The sequence below is a fragment of the Pseudomonas sp. B7 genome, assembly GCF_016735645.1.
GTDB classification, from domain to species: domain Bacteria; phylum Pseudomonadota; class Gammaproteobacteria; order Pseudomonadales; family Pseudomonadaceae; genus Aquipseudomonas; species Aquipseudomonas glycinae.
Window position 1 is genome coordinate 351,051 of the sequence record NZ_JAERRE010000004.1, and the last position, 21,424, is coordinate 372,474.

Genomic DNA, 21,424 nt, shown 5'->3' on the forward strand with positions numbered 1-21,424 from the left:
TATTCGATGCCAATTCAGGGCAAGTCTAGCTCATATAAAACGGCATGTGCGGGTCGATTAGCGACGGGTTACAAATCCAAGCTCAAAAACCGTACCCGTTGCACCACTGCTGACCCGCACCTGCCCACCATGCAACCGCATGATCGACTGCACGATTGCCAGTCCCAATCCGCCTGAGTCTCCCGGCTCCGCGCGGGACGGGTCGACGCGGTAGAAGCGGTCGAACAGTTTGCCCAGATGCTCATACGCGATGACCGGGCCGAGGTTGTGGACTTGCAGCCAGCACAGGCCTGGTTCATCGCGTCGGCGCAGGCTGACGACCGAACCGGCATCGGCATGGCGTACGGCGTTGGCCAACAGGTTGCCCAAGGCGCGTTGCAGCAGTTGCTGATCCGCCAGCAATTCTCCGCTGAACGTGTTTTCCAGACGGATTCCGCGGTCGTCGGCCAGAGCTTCGAAGTAGTCGCACAACTCTTCGCCGATTTGGTGCAGTTTCAGCGTGCGCAGATCGAGCGCGCGTTCAGCCTGCTCTGCGCGAGCGAGAAACATCAGGTTCTCGGCCATGCGCTTGAGCCGTTCGAATTCTTCCATGTTCGACGCCAGCACTTCCTGATACTCGGTGCTGCTGCGCGGGTGATTCAGTGCCTGGCCATTGCTGGCGAGCAAGGTGTGCAGGGGCGTGCGGATTTCGTGGGCGAGGTCGGCGGAAAACTGTGAGAGGCGCTGGAAGCCGTCGTCCAGCCGTACGAGCATGCCGTTCAACGCGTGTACCGGCTCCAGCAATTCCGCCGGCGTGCCGGCGGTGGGAACGCGTTGGTCGAGGCTGCGCAGGTCGATGCCGCGCAGCGCTTCACTCAACTTGCGCAAAGGCCGCAAACCTCGGCGCAACAGCACCAGGCCCAGCGTGAAGGCGAGCACGGCACCCAGTCCGACGGCCAGATACAAGCGCAGGCGATAGCTGCCGAGCATCTGCTCGCGTTCGCTCAAGATCTTGCCGGCGATCACGGTCAGCGCTTCACCGTTCGGCCCCTGGGCCTGACCTGACAACAGGGCCAACTCGACACCGTCCGCCGCCTGCCAGGTCAGCACATCGCGGCGTTGCGGCGGTTGATCCCGGGGGATGGCCTGTACCGGCGGCAGTGCGCGCTGGCGAGGGTTGATCGTGATCACATTCGAGCCGTCCGCGCGTTGCACCAGCAGCAGACTGTCGAGGTTGCCCAGCATGTTCTGGTACAGCCGTGGCCGCGCCTGCAAGGCGTCGAGGCTGTCGCTGTCGGCGAGCAGCGCGCGCACCTGTTCCAGACGGCCGAGCAAGGCCATGTCGTCGCGCCAGGCGATTTCCGAGGCCAGCGAGCGATACAGGAACACGCCAATCGCGCTGAGTACCAGCGCACAGACGACAGCGAACGCCAGGGCCAGGCGCCAGGCGATGGATCTAGCGCGCATCGTCGGGCGCTTCGAGTTGATAGCCGACCCCGCGCACGGTATGGATCAGCTTGGGCATGTACGGATCATCGACTTTCGAACGCAGCCGGCGCACCGCGACTTCGACCATGTTGGTGTCGCTGTCGAAATTCAGGTTCCACACTTGCGAAGCGATCAGCGTGCGCGACAACACCTCACCTTGGCGGCTGGCGAGCAGATGCAGCAGGGCGAATTCCTTGTTGGTCAGGGCAATGCGCTGGCCGCCACGGCTGACCCGGCGGCGCAGCACGTCGATTTCCAGGTCGGCGATGTTGTACGACTCGGCTTCACGCAGGGGGCCGCGCCGCAACAACGTGCGCACCCGCGCCAGCAATTCGGCGAAGGCGAACGGCTTGAGCAAATAGTCATCGGCCCCCAGTTCGAGGCCGCGCACGCGGTCTTCGATGGCGTCCTTCGCCGTCAGGAACAGCACCGGCGTGGCGCCGCGCTGGCGGATCAGCTGCAGCAGTTGCCAGCCGTTGAGGCCCGGCAGCATCACGTCGAGGATGATCAGGTCATATTCCTGCTGCTCAATAAAGTAGCGACCGTCGAGGCCATTCAGCGCCACGTCCACGGCAAAACCCGACTCTCCCAGCCCTTTGGCGATGAAGTTCGCGGTTTTGGCTTCATCTTCTACGACCAGCAAACGCATGGCACACCTCGATTGATCAGAGACACAGGCTAGGCGCCTTCGGCGACGTTGCCCATTACAAACTTGTAATCCGACTGACGAGGTTTCGACGGGGACCGGCGGATAAGGTGGTGGCCTTCGCTTTTGGAGCCTGCCCATGTCCGTCAAATACCTGCTTGCCAGCCTCGCGATCGGCCTCAGCGGCGCGGCGCACGCCACGCCTGAGCTGCCCCGTCACGCCGATCTCGATCTGAAAACCGCGCGGCTGCTGGCCGACGCGGCGCTGGAAAACTGCACCGCCACGGTGTCGGTGCTCGACCGTGGCGGCAACCTGCTGGTGACCTTGCGCGGCGACGGTATCGGCCCGCACAACACCGCCGCCAGCCAACGCAAGGCCTACACCGCGCTATCGACGAAATCCCCGACCCGATTGTTTGCCGAGCGCGCCCGCAACAACCCGGAAACCGCCAACCTCAACACCCTCGATGAGTTGCTGTTGCTCGGCGGCGGCATCCCTTTGTTTGCCGGGAAAGAACTTGTCGGCGCCATGGGCGTGGCCGGTTCCGGCGGTGGCGAACAGGACGAAACCTGCGCAATCAAGGCCGCCGAAATCGTCGGCCTGTCCATCAACCGTACTTGAACCGAGGAACATCACCATGACCCCACTGCGCATGACTTTCACCGCGCTTGGATTGAGCGCCTTTTCGAGCCTGGCGCTGGCCGCCGGCAACCCGCTGAGCGTACACGTACTCAATCTGGAAAACGGCCTGCCGTCGCCGGGCATCAACGTGACGCTGGAACGTCATGTCGGCCAGGACTGGCAGCCGCTGGCGCAGGGCACCACCAATGAACAGGGACGGATCGCCGAACTGTTCCCGGCGAACAAGCCGTTCGAGGCCGGTGAGTATCGGGTGGTGTTCAAGACTGGCGAGTACTTCGAGAAGGCGAAGCACGAGACGTTTTTTCCGGAGATTCCGGTGATCTTTAAAGTGAAGCAGACGGACCAGCACTATCACATTCCGCTGCTGCTCAGCCCTTATGGCTTCTCGACGTATCGCGGTTCGTAAAAACAACATCGCTCCCACAGGGAAACCCGTGTTCTTCAGAGGGTCGCCAGCGCGCGCAGTCGCACAGCGTCGAGGATTTCGATCTCGCCATAACTCAAGCCGATAATCCCCTGCCCCTGCAACTCCTTGAGGATCTGGTTGGTGGTCTGCCGCGACAGCGACAGCATCGACGCCAACTGCTCCTGAGGCAGTTGCAGCACGCGGCGCGGCGGGTCCAGTTCGCCATAGCCCTCGGCGATCATCAGCAAGCGATGAGCCAGACGTGCCGGGGCCGGCAGCAGGCTCAGCTGTTCGAGGTTGATGAAGGTCAGGCGCAGTTTGTGGCTCATCAGCAGAGCCAAGTGCCGCCAGTAAACGGGTCGCTCATCGAGCAGTTGCAGCAGTGTGGCCTGGGGAATGTTCAGCAGCGTGCAGGGCCCGACCGCGTAGGCATCGTGGGTGCGCGGCTGGCCGTCGAACAGGCAGATTTCGCCGAACCAGTGCGGCGCCTCCACCAGACTCAGCAACGCCTCCTTGCCCTGCTCGCTGACCGCGCCGATGCGCACTGCGCCATCGAGCACCGCGTACAGCCCGCACGGCGCATCACCGCGCTGGAACAGCCGCTGCCCCGCCGTCAGCCGCCGCTCCTTGGTTGCCGCCAGCAGACTATCCTGAAAGGACGAGGGCAGATGACTGAACCATTGCCCGGTCAGCAGGCGCTCGCGCCAGACCTTATCCATGCGTTCTCCGAAAGATTGTCGCCTGCCTGACAGAGCGAGCCGTGAACCCGGGGCATGATTCGATCACCCTACAGGAGGAACAACAATGAAAAGCCTCGTCGATCATTTGAGTCAATACGCCGCTTACCACCGTGACCCGCGCAACATCGCCAGCCACTTTATCGGGATTCCGCTGATTGTGGTGGCGGTGGCCGTGCTGTTGTCGCGACCGGAATGGTCGGTGGGCAGTTTGTGGATTTCCCCGGCGGTGATTGTTGCCCTTGCGTCGGCGTGGTTTTACCTGCGCCTGGAGCTGAAACTCGGGGTGTTGATGACCGTGTTGATGGGGCTGTCGGTCTGGGCCGGGCATGTACTGGCGCAGCAGAGCACCATGGTCTGGCTCAGCAGCGGTCTGGCGATGTTTGTGATTGGCTGGGTGATCCAGTTTGTCGGGCACCACTATGAAGGGCGCAAACCGGCGTTTGTCGATGACTTGAGCGGGTTGATTGTCGGGCCGCTGTTTGTGGTGGCCGAACTGGCGTTCCTGCTCGGGATGCGGCATGAGCTGAAAGAGCAGATCGAGGCGCGAGCGGGTGTGGTGCGGGTCAATCCGAATCGTGCGGCGGTCTGAACAACTGCCCGGCTCGATCGTTCCCACGCTCTGCGTGGGAATGCATACCGTGACGCTCCGCGTCACTGTGGACGCGGAGCGTCCATAGCGGCGTTCCCACGCAGAGCGTGGGAACGAGCGAGATCAAAGGCTGGCGACTTTCTGCCAGACCTTCGGCTTGAAGAACAACGTCTCCCCCTTGGCCAACCCGGTCAGGCTGTCGTGGTCTTTCACCACTTCCGCCTCGATCAGATCAGCCTGGCCCTCAACCTTCAACGTCACCCGCGTGGTCGCACCCAGCGGCCGGATATCGCGGACTTCGGCGGCGTGGTGATCCTCCAGTTCATGCCGCGACAGCGACACTTCGTGCGGGCGGAACAGCACGTGGTTGTCATCGCCCAGATGCAGACGGTTCGAATCGCCGAGGAAGTGATAGACGAAATCGCTGGCCGGGTTTTCGTAGACGTCGCCCGGTGAGCCGATCTGCTCGATCACGCCCTTGTTCATCACCACGATGCGGTCGGCCACTTCCATCGCTTCTTCCTGATCGTGGGTGACGAACACCGAGGTCAGGTTGATGTCTTCGTGCAGGCGCGCCAGCCAGCGGCGCAGCTCTTTACGCACCTTGGCGTCGAGGGCGCCGAACGGCTCGTCGAGCAGCAGCACTTTCGGCTCTACCGCCAGGGCACGGGCCAGGGCGATACGCTGACGCTGGCCGCCGGACAGTTGCTCCGGATAACGATCCGACAGCCAGTCCAGTTGCACCATGTTCAGCAGCTCGTGAACCTTGGTCGCGATCTGGCTTTCGTTCGGGCGCTGGTTTTTTGGTTTCATGCGCAGGCCGAACGCGACGTTGTCGAACACCGTCATGTGGCGGAACAGGGCGTAGTGCTGGAACACGAAACCGACGTTGCGATCCCGCACGTCGTGGCCGGACACATCTTCGCCGTGGAACACGATGTTGCCGTTATCCGGGGTTTCCAGACCGGCAATGATGCGCAGCAAGGTGGTCTTGCCGCAGCCGGACGGGCCGAGCAGCGCCACCAGTTCACCGCTGTGGATGTCCAGGCTGATGTTGTCCAGCGCCTTGAACGCATTGAAATTCTTGCTGACGTTACGCACTTCGATCGACATGAATTATTCCTCCGCGGCGCTGGCGCGCAGGCGGTTGATACGGTTTTCGCTCCACTGCTTGAGCAGCAGGATGAAGAGCGCCAGGATCAGCAACAGGCTCGCCACGGCGAACGCGGCCACGTGGTTGTATTCGTTGTAGAGGATCTCGACGTGCAGCGGCAAGGTGTTGGTCACCCCGCGAATGTGCCCGGAAACCACCGACACCGCACCGAACTCACCCATGGCCCGCGCAGTACACAGCACCACGCCATAGATCAGGCCCCATTTGATGTTGGGGACGGTCACATGCCAGAACATCTGCCAGCCATTGGCGCCGAGCAGGCGCGCGGCTTCCTCTTCCTGAGTGCCTTGTTCCTGCATCAGCGGGATCAGCTCACGGGCCACGAATGGCACGGTGACGAAGATCGTCGCCAGCACGATGCCCGGCAGGGCGAAGACGATCTGGATGTCGTGATCCTGCAGCCACGGCCCGAACAGGCCCTGGGCGCCGAACATCAACACGTAGACCAGACCGGCGATCACCGGCGATACCGAAAACGGCAGGTCGATCAGCGTCACCAGCATACTCTTGCCGCGGAACGAGTATTTGCTCACGCACCACGCGGCGCTGACACCGAACACCAGGTTCAGCGGCACCGACACCAGCACCGCAATCACGGTGAGTTTCAGCGCCGACAAGGCATCCGGTTCAAAGATCGCGGTGAAGAACGCGCCGAGACCATTCTTCAATCCCTGCGACACCACGATGAACAGCGGCAGCAGCAGAAACAGAAAGAAAATCAGCCAGCCGAGGCCGATCAGGATCCGCCGCGAAGTGGCGCTGCCACGGCGGGCGGCGTTGGCCGAGGACGCGGCCGCAATAGACGATTGGGACATGGTTCGCGCCTCCTTATGGGGTTTCGATGCGCCGCTGCAGCAAGTTGATCAGCAGCAACAGGACGAAGGAAACCACCAGCATCAATACGCCGATGGAGGTAGCGCCGGTGTAATCGTACTGGTCGAGCTTGACCATGATCAGCAGCGGCAGGATCTCGGTTTTCATCGGCATGTTGCCGGCGATGAAAATCACCGAACCGTACTCGCCAACGCCCCGGGCAAACGCCAGGGCAAAACCGGTCAACCAGGCCGGCAACAGCGCCGGCAGCAGGATGTGGCGGAACACCTGCAACGGTTTGGCACCCAGGCACGCCGCCGCTTCTTCGACTTCACGCGGGATGTCGGCCAGCACCGGCTGCACCGTGCGCACCACGAACGGCAGGGTCACGAAGGTCAGCGCCAACGTGATCCCGAGCGGGGTGTAGGCGATCTTGAAACCGAGGTCAGCGGCGAACTGCCCGACCAGCCCGGTCGGCGTGTACAGCGCCGTCAGGGCAATACCGGCCACCGCGGTCGGCAGGGCGAACGGCAGATCGATCATCGCGTCGATCACCTTGCGCCCCGGGAACGTGTAACGCACCAGCACCCACGCCAGCAGCGTGCCGATGATGCCGTTGATGATCGCGGCGCACAGCGCGGTGCCGAAGCTCAGCTTCAGTGCGGCGAGGACGCGGGGCGCGGAGATGATCGTCCAGAACTGATCCCAGGTGAGTTGGGCGGCGTGGACGAACATCGCCGCCAGCGGGATAAGCACAATCAGGCTGAGGTACACCAAGGTGTAGCCCAGCGTCAGCCCGAAGCCGGGTATGACGGGGGAGATACGACGCGACATAAAAGTCCTTGGTTTGAGAACGCACAAAGCCCCGACGGTTAAATCGGGGCTCGTTTATGACCTATTTCAGATTACTGCGCCTGATAGATCTGGTCGAACACGCCACCGTCGTTGAAGAATTTCGGCTGCGCGGTTTTCCAGCCGCCGAAGTCCTTGTCGATGGTCACCAGCTCCAGTTTAGGGAACTGCTGGGCGTACTTCGCCGCCACGTCCTTGTCACGCGGACGGTAGAAGTTCTTCGCCGCGATTTCCTGGCCGGCCGGGCTGTACAGGTGCTTGAGGTAGGCTTCGGCGATCTGCTCGTTGCCCTTCTTCTCGGCGTTCTTGTCGACCACCGCCACCGGTGGTTCGGCGAGGATCGACAGCGAAGGCACGACGATGTCGAACTTGTCCTTGCCGCCGTCTTCTTTCAGCGCCAGGAACGCTTCGTTTTCCCAGGCCAGCAACACGTCACCCTGACCGTTGTTGACGAAGGTGATGGTCGAGCCACGGGCGCCGGTGTCCAGAACCGGTACGTGTTTGAACAGGGTTTGTACATATTCCTTGGCTTTGGCTTCGTTGCCGCCATTGGCTTTCAGGCCGTAGGCCCACGCCGCGAGGAAGTTCCAGCGTGCACCGCCGGAGGTTTTCGGGTTCGGGGTGATCACCGAGACGTCGTTCTTGATCAGATCGCCCCAGTCCTTGATGCCTTTCGGGTTGCCCTTGCGCACCAGGAAAACGATGGTCGAAGTGTAAGGAGTGCTGGCGTCCGGCAGACGCTTCTGCCAGTCGGCCGGCAGGGTCTTGCCGAGCTTGGCGATTTCGTCGATGTCGCCGGCCAGGGCCAGAGTCACGACGTCAGCGCGCAGACCGTCGATCACCGCACGGCCCTGCTTGCCCGAACCGCCGTGGGATTGCTGGATTTTCACGGTGTCGCCGGCGTGCTCCGACTGCCAGTACTTCACGAATTCGGCGTTGTAATCCTGATACAGCTCGCGCGTCGGGTCATACGACACGTTGAGCAGTTCGTAATCCTTGGCAACCGCGGAACCGGCAAACACAGCGCTGGCCAGGGCGGCCAAAGCGTAACGGCGAATCGACGACATGGTGAAAGCTCCTGGAATTCTTGGTGGTGGCTTTTTCTTATGGATTGCTGGAATCGGGTTGCTCGTTCAACGACCGCAGCCTGTGGCAGCTTCTGCCAACAGCTCCCCGCAGGAGCTGCCGCAGACTACGAATCAGGCCGGTTTGTTACCCGGTTGCTGCAGACGGAATTTCTCTTTGCGTTCGATCTGGACCACTTGGGCGTTATGCACAGTGATTTCCACCGCGCCGAAACGCAGGTCGCGCAAGGCGCTCTGGATTTCGCGCAAGATGGTGCTTTCGTCCTGACCGTCAACGCTACGCAGGGATGCGCTCATGGTGCTGCTCCTTTGTATGGGATATGCCTGGCAGTGGGCGGCACTGCATTCGGCGTGGGAGCAATATAAGAGAGGCGCGGATATTCTTAAAAAGACTATTTAAGAATGTTTATATAACTGGAAAACATTATGTGATGCAGCAAGGGTTTGCGGCGGATTTGCCCGCCGGCAAACCCGCCGTACGCCCTCATCAACCGATCAAGGGCGCCCGGTTCCAGTCGATTTGCGCTTCCGGGACCGGCCGCCCAAACCAGTAGCCCTGCCCCAGATCACAGGCCTGGCCCAGCAGGAACGCCGCCTGTTCCACCTGCTCGATGCCCTCGGCATGCACCTGCATGCCCATGCTGCGGGCCAGGGCGATGATCACCCGGACGATCGCAGCGTCGTCCTCGTCCCACGGCAGGCCGGCGACGAAGCCCTGATCGATCTTGAGCTTCTGCACCGGCAGGCGCTTGAGCCGCAGCAACGACGAATAACCGGTGCCGAAGTCATCGATGGCCAGACGAATGCCCAGCTCGCGCAGCCGATGCATCTGCTCCAGCGCGACTTCCGGATCGTCCATCACCGCGCTTTCGGTGACCTCCAGTTCCAGATAAGCCGGATCCAGGCCAGTCTCGTGCAGCACCTGCGCAACCTGCTGATACAACTCGCGGCGAGCGAATAACCGCGAGGACACGTTGACCGCGACAAACGACAGCACCACCCCGGCCTGCTGCCATTGGCACATCTGCCGGCAGGCCTGCTGCATGACCCAGGCGTCGATCTCCGAGATCAGCCCGGTGCGCTCGGCAATCGGGATGAACTCCGCCGGCGACACCAGGCCCCGCTGCGGATGCTCCCAGCGCACCAGCGCCTCGACGCCGATCAGGCGACTGGTTTGCAGGTCGTGCACCGGTTGGTAGTAGACCCGCAGTTCCTGCTGCTCCAGCGCGCGGCGCAACTCGAAGGCGATTTCGACCCGCTGCTGGGCGTGAGCCGTGAGCTCTTCGGTGTACAGCGCGTAGCCATTGCGGCCGCTGCTCTTGGCCTTGAACAGCGCCGCATCGGCGTTGCGCAACAGCTGTTCGGCGCTCAGCGCATCGCTGGGAAACAGACTGATGCCGAGGCTGGCGTTGATGAACAGTTCATGGCCGTCGAGGCAGAACGGCTCCTTGAGCGCATCGAGAATACGCTGAGCCAGCGCTGCCGCCTGTGCCGGCTGTGGACAACTTTCCAGCAGAACCGCGAATTCATCGCCGCCCAGCCGCGCCAGGGTGATGCCCGGCCCGAACAACGCCTGCAAACGCGCGGCGACCGCCTTGAGCAAACGGTCACCGATAGTGTGGCCAAGACTGTCGTTGATCAGTTTGAAATGGTCCAGATCGATCATCAGCAGCGCGCAGCCGCGCTTGTGGGTCTGCGCCGATGCCAGCGCCTGTTCGGCGCGGTCGCTGAACAGCAGACGGTTGGGCAGGTCAGTCAGCGGATCGTGGTGGGCCAGGTGCTTGAGTTCGTGTTCGGAATCCTTGATTGCGCTGATGTCGGAAAACACCGCGACGTAATGGCTGAGCCGGTTGTCATCGTCACGAATGACCCGGATCGTCTGCCATTGCGGGTAGATTTCACCGCTCTTGCGCCGGTTCCAGATCTCGCCGCTCCATTCGTCCCGCGCCTGTAAAGAAGCGAACATCGCTTGATAGAACCCCGGCGGATGATGCCCGGACTTGAACAGGCTGGGCTGCTGGCCGATGACTTCATCGCGCTGATAACCGGTGATTTCCATGAACGCGCGATTGACGTGCACGATCAGCCCCTGCCGGTCCGTGACCAGCACGCCTTCGCGGGTGCAATCGAATACCGCAGCGGCCTGACGCAGGCGTTCGCGATCTGCCTGGCGTTCACGCAATCGGGCGCCGATGCCCAGGCATTCGAACAGCCGCGCCCGGGCCAGGAAGATCAACCCGGCGCTGAGCGCCACGAACAGGTAGCCGTTGATCAGTTGCCAGCGCAGCAACTCGTCAGAGCTATCGAAGAAACTGTTCAATAAATAACCAGTACCTTGCAGCCAGACCACGGCAAGGACCAGGTAAAGCAGCGCTGCACGCAAGGCATCGCGGTAAGTGGCAGACATTCGGCCGTCCATGTCCCTACAAAAATGTCGGGATTATAGGTCAAGAAACATCCAGCCATATCTTATCTGAAAGGGCGACTGGTTTTATCTGTGTGCTTGGTGATAATGCAACGGCTGTTTTTTCTTTATCGAGGGCCCTATAGCCTATGTGGTACGAAGGTTTTCTTGGCTTGTCGGCCTGGTCGCTGGTCGCCGTCACCCTGGTGATGACCCACGTGACGATCGTTGCCGTCACGGTCTACTTGCACCGCTACTCGGCCCATCGCTCCCTGGAGCTGAATGCCGGGCTGAAGCATTTCTTCCGTTTCTGGCTGTGGCTGACCACGGCGCAGAACACCCGCGAGTGGACTGCCATCCACCGCAAACACCACGCCAAATGCGAAACCGAAGACGACCCGCACAGCCCGGTCGTCAAGGGTCTGTCCACCGTCCTGTGCAAAGGCGCAGAGCTGTATCGCGAAGAAGCGCAGAACCCGGAAACCCTGCGCATCTACGGCAAGAACTGCCCCGAAGACTGGATCGAGCGCAACCTCTACAGCCGCTACCGGCTGCTGGGCGTGGCGATCATGGCCGTCGTCGACCTGCTGCTGTTCGGCACCATCGGCATCACCATCTGGGCGATCCAGATGATGTGGATCCCGGTCTGGGCGGCCGGTGTGGTCAACGGCCTCGGCCATGCCGTCGGCTACCGCAACTTCGAATGCCGCGACGCGGCGACCAATCTGGTGCCGTGGGGCATCCTGATCGGCGGCGAAGAGCTGCACAACAACCATCACACCTACCCCAACTCGGCCAAGCTGTCGGTCAAGAAGTGGGAGTTCGACCTCGGCTGGGCCTGGATCCAGGTCTTCAGCTTCCTGCGTCTGGCCAAGGTGCAACGGGTCGCCCCGATCGCCCACCGCGTCGAAGGCAAGGGCAGCCTGGACATGGACACCGCCATGGCGATCCTCAACAACCGCTTCCAGATCATGGCCCAGTACCGCAAGCTGGTGATCGGCCCGCTGGTCAAGCAGGAACTGGCCAAGGTCGATCATTCCGTACGCCACCAGTTCCACCGGGCCAAACGTCTGCTGTCGCGGGAAACCAGCCTGCTGGAAGATCGCCACCACGCGCGCATCCAGAGCATGCTCGAGCACAGTCAGGCGCTGAAGGTAATCTACGAGAAACGTCTGGCCCTGCAGCAGATCTGGGTCAAGACCAGCGCAAATGGCCACGACATGCTCGCCGCCATCAAGGAATGGGTACACGAGGCCGAGGCCAGCGGCATCCAGTCCCTGCGTGAATTCGCCGACCAGTTGAAAACCTACTCGCTACGCCCTGCCGCCGTCTGATGCCGTTGATCGGTGCGCCCGGTTCCCGTGCGCACCCTTCGGAACTTCACCCCCGATCCCCTATCTCAAAGACACTTCGCCACCCCCGGCGGGCTTTCCCGTGGCCGTTGTCGACTGATCGGCACGCCCTTTGAGATTCGTGTCGATGGTCAACAACAATCAAAAAGACTCATCCCCTCCCCAGTGGCCCGAGGCCGCGCAAACCCTGATGGCATTGATGCACGCCCAGGGCGAAGTCGCCCGACTGAGCGAACGCGAGCAGCTGTTCAGTTCGCTGCTGGTCAGCGTCAACGCCGTGCTTTGGGCCTTCAACTGGGAAACCCGTCAGGTGTTGTACGTCAGCCCCGCTTACGAGCGGATCTTCGGTCGTTCCGCCGGCCTGTTGCTGGCCGACTACAACCAGTGGCGCGACAGCATCTACCCGGATGATCTGGAATACGCCGAACGCAGCCTCGCCGAAGTGCTGCATAAAGGCGCCGTAGAAGACCGCGAATACCGGATCATCGCCGCCGACGGCCAGGTTCGCTGGATCAGTGACAAGTGCTTCATCAACCGTCAGGACGAACCAGGGCAACCGGTGATCATCGTCGGCATCGCCGAAGACATCACCGACAAGAAGCAGATGGAAACCGAGCTCCAGCGCCTGGCCACCACCGACGTGCTGACCCAGAGCAGCAATCGCCGGCACTTCTTCGAATGCGCCCACCGGGAATTTGAACAAGCCCGCCTGCAAGGCGCGCAAATGGCGTTCCTGCTGCTGGACATCGATGACTTCAAGGTGATCAACGACACCTACGGCCACCCCGAGGGCGACAATGTGCTGCAACGGATCGCCGAATGCGGTCGCGCCTCGCTACGTCGGGGCGACCTGTTCGGGCGGATTGGCGGTGAGGAATTTGCGGCGGTTTTCCCGGGCTGTGCGCCGGACATGGCGATGCAGGTGGCCGAACGGTTGCAACGGGAAATTCAGCGGCTGAGCTTCAATCACGCCGATCAGACCTTCGGCATCACCGTCAGCCAGGGCCTGACCAGCCTCACCCCGGAAGACGAAAGCCTCGACACCCTGTTCGCCCGCGCGGACGCAGCGATGTACGAGGCCAAACGGCAGGGCAAGAACCGGATCATTTCCGCCTGATTCCCGACCGGATGCGCAATCAAACCGCTATTTGCGCATCCGCATCAGCTCCGGCAGGCCGATCTTGAGCAACCGCGCCGTGCGGCTCTTCGCCAGCTCCTCAACGCCCTCATGCTCGGTCAGCCGCGCCATCTGCGCCGCCATGTTCATCACCAGCGCCTCGCGGGAATAGACCCCGCCACCGAGCTGGTAGACCGAGGCAATCAGCTCGCGCAGCTCCAGCGGCAACCGCCAGCGGGTGCGCAACGCCGAACCGTACGCCGCACCGAATTCCGCCAGCGCATCGCCGACTTCCTCCAGTTCATCCAGCTCACCGCCGGCCTGCTTCCACTCCTGCAGACAACGCAGCAACGCCAGATCGCCGAGGCGATGGAGCATCCCGGCGCAGTAGCAGCGCTCCTGATCCAGATCGAGCAGCCGCGCCAGCGTACGGGCGTACTCGGCGGTGTGCAGCGACAGGCCCCAATAGCGCTCGGCGTAATCCGCCAGGCATGGGTCGCTGAGCCGGGCGCTGCGTTTGAGTGCAAGGCCAAGAATCAGATTCATGCTCTGTCCGGTGCCCAGTCGATGCAGCGCCTGCGCCAGGGTCTGCACCGGCGCGCCATGGTGCTGGGCGGCGCTGTTGGCGGCGGCGATCAACACGGCGGTGATCTGCGGATCGGTGCGGATTTCCTCTTCCAGCAGCTTCAGGTCCAAGCCGTTGGGATTGAGGCTGCGCTTGACCGCCACCTGCACGTCGGTCATCAGCGGTGCGCCGTCGGCCTGCTCGCGGCGGCGTTCGAGGAACACCGAGAGGGTCATGCCTGGCGCCAGTGCAGGCACTTCACAGAATACTTCCTCGCCGGCATTGAGCAGCAGCCCTTGCAAACGCTCGGTCAGGCTTTCCATGTTCAGGGGTTTGGCCAGGTAGGCTGTCGGCGCCAGCGGCAAGGCTTCGCGCACGCTGGCGCTGTCGTTGCGACTGCTCATCAGAATGAACGGCAGCGGCGGGTTGCGTTTGCGCTGGCGCACGCTGCGCAACACGTTCAAGCCATCGACGCCGGGCAACTCCCAGTCGACGATCGCCAGGTCATAGGGCACTTCGCTGAGCAGCGTCATTGCCTCCTGGCCATCGGCGCACAGATCCAGCCGCGCGTCGCAACGCACATTCAGCAACACTTGTTTGAGCAGGTCACGAGACCACGGGTCGGCCTCGGCAATAAGGACTCTTGGTACAGCGGGTAAATCGACGGCCGTCATGCTCGCCCTCCCTTGCAATGCTTGAACCTTAGCCAATGCTGGCGTTTCGGTACAACCTGAAAACCGCGCAAGTGTTTCTCCAGGCATGAAAAAACCCGCCGAAGCGGGTTTTTTGTCGATCCGATCACACGGTGCTACGGATTACAGCTCCGAGAAGCACTCTTCGATGATCGCCAGGCCTTTGTCCAGTTGCTCGTCCGGCGAGGTCAGCGGTACCAGGACGCGCAGAACGTTGCCGTAGGTGCCGCAGGACAGCAGGATCAGGCCCTTGTCACGCGCCTTGGCCACGACAGCCGCGACGGCGGTCGGGTTTGGCTTGTGGCTGTCGCCGTTTTCGAACAGCTCGACTGCGATCATGGCGCCAAGGGCACGGACTTCGCCGATCACCGGGTACTTGGCCTGGATGGCCTTGAGGCCAGTGACCAGACGCTCGCCGACAGCCTTGCAGCGGTCCAGCAGTTTTTCTTCTTCGAACACTTCCATCACGGCCAGGGCCGCGGCGCAAGCGATCGGGCTACCGGCGTAGGTGCCGCCCAGGCCACCTGGCGCGATGGCGTCCATGTATTCGGCCTTGCCGCAGACACCGGCCAGCGGGAAGCCGCCAGCGATGGATTTGGCGAAAGTGGTCAGGTCGGCAGCAACGCCCATCTGTTCCATGGCGAAGAACGTGCCGGTACGGCCAGCGCCGGTCTGCACTTCGTCAGCGATCAGCAGGATGCCGTGCTGGTCGCACAGGGCACGCAGACGCTTCATGAATTCTTTCGGCGCGACGTAGAAACCACCTTCACCCTGCACAGGCTCGATGATGATCGCGGCGATGTCTTTCGGCTCGGCGTCGTTCTTGAAGATGCGCTCGATGGAAGCGATCGAGTCGTCGATGCTCACGCCGTGCAGTTCGTTCGGGTACAGCGCGCGGAAGATGCCGCCTGGCATCAGGCCCATGCCGGCCGAGTAAGGCACGACTTTACCGGTCAGGCCCAGGGTCATCATGGTGCGACCGTGGTAAGCGCCGGTGAAGGCGATCACGCCAGCGCGGCCAGTGGCGGCACGGGCGATCTTGACGGCGTTTTCAACGGCTTCGGAACCGGTGGTCACCAGCAGGGTTTTCTTGGCGAAGTCGCCCGGTACGCGAGCGTTGATTTTCTCGCACAGCTCGACGTACGGCTCGTAAGCCAGCACCTGGAAGCAGGTGTGGGTCAGCTTGTTCAGCTGCTCGGTCACGGCGGCGATGATTTTCGGGTGCACGTGGCCGGTGTTCAGTACGGCGATACCGCCGGCGAAGTCGATGAATTCACGACCTTCAACGTCGGTCACTGTCGCGTTCTTCGCGGACTCGGCGAAGATCGGGTGAATCTGGCCAACACCACGTGGAACAGCTGCGGTACGACGGGCCATCAGTTCAGCGTTAGTCTTGCTCATTACAGTCCTCATTCGCCGCTCATCGGGCGGCGTGGTTCAAGGATAAAGCGGGAGGAATCGGCGGTGGCAGCATGCGATGATCGACTGCCACGGCGTTCCCGGCCGCAGAGAAAATTCCGGTTTGAAACGACGCAAAGGGACAGCGCTCTCGTGCCCTTTGCGTTTACAGCGATCTTCTACCGAGGCTTAGATGCCCAGGCAGAGGTATTTGATTTCCAGGTAATCTTCGATGCCGTACTTGGAGCCTTCACGACCCAGGCCCGAGGCCTTGATGCCGCCGAACGGCGCGACTTCGTTGGAGATCAGCCCGGTGTTGACGCCGACCATGCCGTATTCCAGGGCTTCAGCCACACGGAACACACGGCCCAGGTCGCGAGCGTAGAAGTACGAGGCCAGACCGAACTCGGTGTCGTTCGACATCGCGATCACTTCGGCTTCGTCTTTGAAGCGGAACAGCGGCGCCAGCGGACCGAAGGTTTCTTCCTTGGCCACCGCCGCGTCTTTCGGCACGTTGGTCAGGATGGTCGGCTCGAAGAAGTTGCCTTCCATCGGCTTGCCACCGGCCAGAACGGTTGCGCCTTTGCTCACCGCGTCAGCGATGTGCTCTTGCACCTTGGCCACGGCTTTCTCGTCGATCAGCGGGCCGGTGGTGGTGCCTTCTTCCAGACCGTTGCCGATCTTCAGCTTGGCGACTGCCACTTTCAGCTTCTCGGCGAACGCGTCGTAGACCGAATCCTGAATGTACAGACGGTTGGCGCAGACGCAGGTCTGGCCGTTGTTGCGGTACTTGGAAATGATCGCGCCTTCGACGGCCTTATCCAGGTCCGCGTCGTCGAACACGATGAACGGCGCGTTGCCGCCCAGTTCCAGGGAGACTTTCTTGATGTCCTTGGCGCATTCCGACATCAGCTGACGACCGATTTCGGTCGAGCCGGTGAAGGACAGTTTGCGCACGATCGGGTTGCTGGTCAGCTCGCTACCGATATCGCCGGCGCTGCCGGACACCACGCTGAACACACCTTTAGGGATGCCGGCGCGCTGGGCCAGTTCGGCCAGAGCGAATGCGGAGAACGGCGTTTGCGAAGCCGGCTTGAGCACCATGGTGCAACCGGCGGCCAGCGCAGGACCTGCCTTACGAGTGATCATCGCCGCCGGGAAGTTCCACGGGGTGATGGCAGCGGTCACGCCGATCGGTTGTTTGATCACGATCAGGCGCTTGTCCGGCTGGTGGCCCGGAATCACGTCGCCGTAAATGCGCTTGGCTTCTTCGGCGAACCACTCGATGAACGAAGCGGCGTAAACGATTTCGCCCTTGGCTTCGGCCAGCGGTTTGCCTTGCTCGAGGGTCATCAGGCGAGCGAGGTCGTCCTGGTGCTCGATCATCAGTTCGAACCAGCGACGCAGTTTGCCTGCACGCTCCTTGGCGGTCAGTGCACGCCAGGCCGGAAGCGCCTTGTCGGCGGCTTCGATGGCGCGGCGGGTTTCGGCAGCGCCCATCTTCGGCACGGTGCCCAGAATCTCGCCAGTGGCCGGGTTGTTGACCTTGATCGTCTGACCGTTGTCCGCGTCGACCCATGCGCCATCGATGAAGGCTTGCTGGCGGAACAACTGGGTGTCTTTAAGCTGCATGTCGGCTTTCCTTAACAGCACCGCGCAAGGCGCGGAGCAAAATTATGATTGTAGAAAGGCGCCTCGCAAGGCTGCCGTCAGGGAAATCATTCACCGGGCTGGCACATCAATAGCGCACGACTCAAAACGCGTGCGGCTCAGCACCTGGATAAGGAGCGTTTGAAATCTCAAACGAATCCTAGGTTCAAAGGGGTTGAAGGACAATAGGGCGTTCGAAAAAAAGAACAAAAACGCCGCAATTGCTGAACATTTCAGATCAACGTACCAACAGCTCGGGTCGCAGGGAAACCATAGAACAGCCTCCCCAAAGCGCCAAGCGAGCCTTTTGCAGGACGTTACAGCTTTATGGAATGCAGTGCTTTTCAACCGACACGCGCACTGACAATACGCACCAAAACCCGGCATGGACGCCCCGAGCCGACCTAGGTATGATGTCGCCCGCTGCACCAGTAGCTCAGCTGGATAGAGTACTGCCCTCCGAAGGCAGGGGTCGTGGGTTCGAATCCCGCCTGGTGCGCCATTGATTTAAACGAGAAAGCCCCGGACTGTGATGGTCCGGGGCTTTTTTGTGCCTGCCGACTGGCGACTCACTCCGTCGTCCAGTCAAACTCGTCGTATTCATCATCGTCTTCTTCGTCCTCGATCAAGTCATCATCGAGAACGTCTTCCTCCAGATCCTCTTCGGCCTGCTTGGCCAGAAGAAACTCCTTGCGACTCTCCGTCACTGCCCGCCGCAGTTCCTCACCCTTGACCGGGCAGTTGAGCATTTGGGCGATGCGGTCGATTTTTTGGGCCACGGCATCCTCCAGCGCATCGGCAATGACCCGATAGTGCGCGTTTTTGCGGGTCAATGCCAAATGGCGGATGGCTGATACGGTCAGTTCTTGCGGATTTTTTCCAGCCGCAGGTCGAGATTCACGTTCGGGTAGCGCTTGTGCAGGTTACTGAACAGGCTGTCGGCCGCTTGCGACTGGCCCGACTCGCGCAGGCGCAGGACTTCGCGCAGTTGCTCGTCGAGACCGTTGACCGGGGCGGCGGCACGCTTGCTGACCTTGGCTTCGTCCAACGTGTCGGCGCGGATCGATTCGCTCTGCATCGGCGCCGCCATTTCCGCCATCGGCGCGGGGGCCATTGCGGGTGCAGGCGCGGAAAGCGCGCCGGCGGGCGCCGACAACGATCGGGCCACGGGCGCAGCCGGTTTCGCGGCGGGGGCGAAATCGAATTGAGCCACGGGCTCCGGCGCGCGCTGCACCAGCGACAGCATCAGCGCGATGCCGACCAGGCTGGCAAAGGCCACCTGGTAGCGCGGTTGCTGACAGGCCTTGAGCCAGCGCTGCCACAGGCTCTGCCGTGGTGCCGGGGTTTCATGACGGGCGGCGTTGAGGATCAGCGCATCGAGATGTGCCGGCGGTTCGGCGTTGTGCTGTTCGCGCACGTGCTTGAGCACTTGCTCTTCGGGTGTCGGGCGGGCGTCCGTCATGTCAGTACCTCCTCGGCCAGCAGCCGACGCAGTTTTTGCTGGGCGTAGCGCAAGCGGCTCTTGACGGTTTCCAGCGGTGTTTCGGTGAGGCTGGCGATTTGCGCCAGGTCGAGGTCGCCGTGGGCACGAAGCAGAAACACTTCGCGCTGGTCGGCGGGCAAGGATTGCAGAGCGCTCTCCAGGCGCTCGCTGTCGCGGCTGAGGTTGAGCAGTTGTTCGGGATCCGAGGCATCGTCGCTGACGGCGTGGAATTGCTCGTCGTAGCTGTCATGCAGCGGTTGTCGGGCGCCGTGCTTGCGCCAGTGGTCAATCAGGCGATTGCGGGCAATCTGGAACAACCACGTACGAAAGGTCGCCCGGCCTTGTGGCTGACTGCTACTGCGGATCAGGCTCAGCCAGGTCTCCTGGAACACCTCGTCGGCCAGTTCCGGTTTGCCGCTCAAACCGAGCAGAAACCGGTAAAGACTCTGCCGATGGCGGGCGTACAGGATCTCGAACGCCTTGCCGTCACCCTCGCGATAACGGGCCAGCAGCGATTCGTCGCTGCTGGCCTCAAGGCTGTCGGCGAAAGCAAACAGCTGTGTGATGAAGCCTTTGAGGCGGCTCACTATTCAATCCGTCGCTCAGTGGACATTCCGTTGGAGGCGGTGGAGGTACGCAGGCTCTGCGCCAGTTCCACCAGTTGCACGAACTCGTTGCGCAAGCCGAAGCGGTCATCGCCGCGGGCACCGCGGGCCAGGGCTTCGGTGTCCTTGAGGCTGAAATCGCCGGTGTAGCGGCCGTCCTTGAGTTGCTGGGAAAACGCAGCGACGGCGGCAGCAAAGCGCAGGTCTTCACTGGCTGGTGCAACCTGACTGGCAATCGGCCGCTCGATCAGCAGACTTTTCCCACCCTCAGGCTTTTGATATCGCACGCGCAGCATTGCCAATTCTCCTCTCTTCTCGGAAACCACTGCATCGGTTTTTCCGTAACGCAGCGGTTCCAGCCAGCCCTTCTCGCCTGTCGGGACAATTTCATACAACGCCGTCACCGTATGGCCTGCACCGATTTCACCGGCATCAACCTTGTCATTGCTGAAATCCTCACGCTTCAACGCGCGATTTTCGTAGCCGAGCAGCCGGTATTCGCTGACCTGCGCCGGGTTGAACTCGACCTGCAACTTGACGTTTTTCGCCACCACGGCGAGGGTCGAACCGAGTTGATCCACCAGCACCTTGCGCGCTTCGCGCAGGTTGTCGATGTAGGCGTAGTTGCCGTCACCGGCATCGGCCAGTTGTTCCATCAGATGTTCATTGTAGTTATCCACACCGAAACCCAGGGTGGTCAGAGAAATCCCGGTCTTGCGTTTATCCACAGCCATTTGTTTCAGGCTATCGAAGTCGCTGGTGCCGACGTTGAAGTCACCGTCGGTGGCCAACAGGATGCGGTTGATGCCTTTGGGGATGAACGCCTGCTGCGCCATCTGATAAGCCAGTTCGATGCCTGACGCACCAGCAGTCGAGCCACCGGCGGTCAATCGCTCGATGGCTGTGCGAATTTTCGCCTTTTCCCGTCCGGAAGTCGGCTCCAGCACCACGCTGGATTCACCGGCATACACCACCAGCGATACCCGATCCTGTTCGCGTAATTGATCGACCAGCAATTTCAGGGTGCTTTTGACAAGTGGCAAGCCTTCGCGGCGGTCCATCGAGCCGGACACATCCACCAGAAATACCAGATTCGCCGGGGCCAGTTCCGCCACCGCACGGTCGGACGCTTTGATGCCGATACGCAGCAAGCGGGTGTGCGGGTTCCACGGTGAAGCAGCCAGTTCGGTGGTCACGCCGAAGGGCGAGCCATCGCTCGGCAACGCGTAGTCGTAAGGAAAGTAATTGACCATCTCCTCCAGCCGCACCGCGCCTTCCGGCGGCAGTCGACCCTGATTGAGCAGGCGCCGCACATTGGCGTAGGCGCCGGTGTCGACATCGGCGCTAAAGGTCGAGACCGGGGTTTCGGTGACGCTGTGGATCGGATTGTCGGCCAGCTTGGCGTACTGCTCGCGCTGTTCGTCGCGATAGCCCTGTGGATAACTTTCACCGGCCGGCATCGGTGCAAAACTGGCGATCGGAGCCGTCAGTGCACTGCGCTTGGCCATCGCGCTATCGGCCATGACCGCTTCGGGCTGCACGGAGGACTTCAGTTCAGTCTGCGCCGGAGGCGGCGCGACGGTGGTTTCCGGGCTGGAGGAAACGCCGCAACCGGCAACCACCAGCAACACACTGGCAGCAAGGGGGCGCAGAAGCGTGGAAGGAAGGGACATGGGGGCTGACCTCGGGGAAGAATTGATCCATTCATCCCCTGAGACGGGCAGCCCTTTGCGTTCGGGTTAA

Annotated in this window: 21 protein-coding genes and 1 tRNA gene; 6 read left to right on the top strand and 16 right to left on the bottom strand. The window is 61.8% G+C overall.

Annotation, left to right across the window (positions count from 1 at the left end; genetic code table 11):
* Positions 1-57: 57 nt before the first annotated feature.
* On the bottom strand, positions 58-1,446 hold the full coding sequence (locus tag JKA62_RS12565; RefSeq protein ID WP_201817980.1) for a heavy metal sensor histidine kinase: 1,389 nt from the start codon (positions 1,444-1,446) through the stop codon (positions 58-60).
* Positions 1,436-2,116: a heavy metal response regulator transcription factor gene (locus JKA62_RS12570; RefSeq protein WP_011331911.1), complete on the bottom strand. Its 681-nt coding sequence runs from the start codon at positions 2,114-2,116 to the stop codon at positions 1,436-1,438. The genes JKA62_RS12565 and JKA62_RS12570 overlap by 11 nt, the downstream gene beginning before the upstream one ends.
* A 136-nt stretch (positions 2,117-2,252) precedes the next feature.
* Here JKA62_RS12570 and JKA62_RS12575 point away from each other — a divergent pair, with 136 nt between their 5' ends.
* Positions 2,253-2,735, top strand: coding sequence for a GlcG/HbpS family heme-binding protein (locus JKA62_RS12575; protein ID WP_201817982.1), 483 nt, complete (start codon positions 2,253-2,255; stop codon positions 2,733-2,735).
* A gap of 16 nt (positions 2,736-2,751) precedes the next feature.
* The gene (uraH, locus tag JKA62_RS12580) at positions 2,752-3,162 is read left to right on the top strand and encodes a hydroxyisourate hydrolase (RefSeq protein ID WP_064592647.1); all 411 of its coding nucleotides are present in this window, start codon (positions 2,752-2,754) and stop codon (positions 3,160-3,162) included.
* A gap of 35 nt (positions 3,163-3,197) precedes the next feature.
* On the opposite strand, the gene JKA62_RS12585 is transcribed toward uraH, so the two are convergent.
* Positions 3,198-3,881 carry a Crp/Fnr family transcriptional regulator gene (locus JKA62_RS12585; protein ID WP_201817985.1) on the bottom strand — a complete coding sequence of 228 codons (684 nt, stop codon included), beginning with the start codon at positions 3,879-3,881 and terminating at the stop codon, positions 3,198-3,200.
* Between the two features lie 85 nt (positions 3,882-3,966).
* Here JKA62_RS12585 and JKA62_RS12590 point away from each other — a divergent pair, with 85 nt between their 5' ends.
* Entirely contained in the window at positions 3,967-4,491 is a 525-nt protein-coding gene (locus tag JKA62_RS12590) for an Mpo1 family 2-hydroxy fatty acid dioxygenase (RefSeq protein ID WP_201817987.1), read from the top strand.
* Between the two features lie 123 nt (positions 4,492-4,614).
* On the opposite strand, the gene JKA62_RS12595 is transcribed toward JKA62_RS12590, so the two are convergent.
* The 6 genes from JKA62_RS12595 to dibA all read right to left on the bottom strand — a co-directional run bounded on the left by JKA62_RS12595 (position 4,615) and on the right by dibA (position 10,822).
* Complete coding sequence (locus tag JKA62_RS12595; protein ID WP_064592629.1) at positions 4,615-5,604, bottom strand: sulfate/molybdate ABC transporter ATP-binding protein; 990 nt, start codon at positions 5,602-5,604, stop codon at positions 4,615-4,617.
* 3 nt (positions 5,605-5,607) lie between these two features.
* Positions 5,608-6,480, bottom strand: a complete 873-nt coding sequence (cysW, locus tag JKA62_RS12600; protein WP_011331905.1) for a sulfate ABC transporter permease subunit CysW — start codon at positions 6,478-6,480, stop codon at positions 5,608-5,610.
* Positions 6,481-6,493: 13 nt separating this feature from the next.
* The gene (cysT, locus tag JKA62_RS12605; RefSeq protein ID WP_007952818.1) at positions 6,494-7,312 is read right to left on the bottom strand and encodes a sulfate ABC transporter permease subunit CysT; all 819 of its coding nucleotides are present in this window, start codon (positions 7,310-7,312) and stop codon (positions 6,494-6,496) included.
* A 71-nt stretch (positions 7,313-7,383) separates the two neighbouring features.
* The gene (locus JKA62_RS12610; protein ID WP_011331904.1) at positions 7,384-8,397 is read right to left on the bottom strand and encodes a sulfate ABC transporter substrate-binding protein; all 1,014 of its coding nucleotides are present in this window, start codon (positions 8,395-8,397) and stop codon (positions 7,384-7,386) included.
* 132 nt (positions 8,398-8,529) lie between these two features.
* Entirely contained in the window at positions 8,530-8,712 is a 183-nt protein-coding gene (gene oscA / locus JKA62_RS12615; protein ID WP_007952821.1) for a sulfur starvation response protein OscA, read from the bottom strand.
* A 190-nt stretch (positions 8,713-8,902) separates the two neighbouring features.
* Positions 8,903-10,822, bottom strand: coding sequence for a phosphodiesterase DibA (dibA, locus tag JKA62_RS12620; protein WP_041475103.1), 1,920 nt, complete (start codon positions 10,820-10,822; stop codon positions 8,903-8,905).
* A gap of 146 nt (positions 10,823-10,968) precedes the next feature.
* Between dibA and desA the strand changes: the two genes are divergently transcribed.
* Both desA and JKA62_RS12630 read left to right on the top strand, forming a co-directional pair.
* Positions 10,969-12,153, top strand: a complete 1,185-nt coding sequence (gene desA, locus JKA62_RS12625; RefSeq protein ID WP_011331902.1) for a delta-9 fatty acid desaturase DesA — start codon at positions 10,969-10,971, stop codon at positions 12,151-12,153.
* 145 nt (positions 12,154-12,298) lie between these two features.
* Positions 12,299-13,288 carry a GGDEF domain-containing protein gene (locus tag JKA62_RS12630; protein WP_011331901.1) on the top strand — a complete coding sequence of 330 codons (990 nt, stop codon included), beginning with the start codon at positions 12,299-12,301 and terminating at the stop codon, positions 13,286-13,288.
* 27 nt (positions 13,289-13,315) lie between these two features.
* Here the strand turns inward: JKA62_RS12630 and JKA62_RS12635 are convergent, their stop codons facing one another.
* The 3 genes from JKA62_RS12635 to gabD form a co-directional block, all read right to left on the bottom strand.
* A complete protein-coding gene (locus JKA62_RS12635; protein ID WP_039772982.1) occupies positions 13,316-14,527 on the bottom strand; it encodes a response regulator in 1,212 nt (403 codons plus the stop codon).
* A 141-nt stretch (positions 14,528-14,668) separates the two neighbouring features.
* Positions 14,669-15,946 carry a 4-aminobutyrate--2-oxoglutarate transaminase gene (gabT, locus tag JKA62_RS12640; RefSeq protein ID WP_007957613.1) on the bottom strand — a complete coding sequence of 426 codons (1,278 nt, stop codon included), beginning with the start codon at positions 15,944-15,946 and terminating at the stop codon, positions 14,669-14,671.
* A 186-nt stretch (positions 15,947-16,132) separates the two neighbouring features.
* The gene (gene gabD, locus JKA62_RS12645) at positions 16,133-17,575 is read right to left on the bottom strand and encodes an NADP-dependent succinate-semialdehyde dehydrogenase (protein ID WP_064592619.1); all 1,443 of its coding nucleotides are present in this window, start codon (positions 17,573-17,575) and stop codon (positions 16,133-16,135) included.
* A 443-nt stretch (positions 17,576-18,018) separates the two neighbouring features.
* On the opposite strand from gabD, the gene JKA62_RS12650 reads away from it, so the two are divergent.
* Positions 18,019-18,095, top strand: a tRNA-Arg gene (locus JKA62_RS12650).
* Between the two features lie 67 nt (positions 18,096-18,162).
* Here the strand turns inward: JKA62_RS12650 and JKA62_RS12655 are convergent.
* The 4 genes from JKA62_RS12655 to JKA62_RS12670 are packed head-to-tail and all read right to left on the bottom strand — an operon-like array spanning position 18,163 to position 21,354.
* Positions 18,163-18,432, bottom strand: a complete 270-nt coding sequence (locus tag JKA62_RS12655; RefSeq protein ID WP_011331897.1) for a hypothetical protein — start codon at positions 18,430-18,432, stop codon at positions 18,163-18,165.
* 20 nt (positions 18,433-18,452) lie between these two features.
* Entirely contained in the window at positions 18,453-19,055 is a 603-nt protein-coding gene (locus JKA62_RS12660; RefSeq protein WP_011331896.1) for a hypothetical protein, read from the bottom strand.
* Positions 19,052-19,633, bottom strand: coding sequence for an RNA polymerase sigma factor (locus tag JKA62_RS12665; protein ID WP_041475485.1), 582 nt, complete (start codon positions 19,631-19,633; stop codon positions 19,052-19,054). The genes JKA62_RS12660 and JKA62_RS12665 overlap by 4 nt, the downstream gene beginning before the upstream one ends.
* Before the next feature lie 29 nt (positions 19,634-19,662).
* On the bottom strand, positions 19,663-21,354 hold the full coding sequence (locus tag JKA62_RS12670; protein WP_011331894.1) for a vWA domain-containing protein: 1,692 nt from the start codon (positions 21,352-21,354) through the stop codon (positions 19,663-19,665).
* Positions 21,355-21,424: the final 70 nt, after the last annotated feature.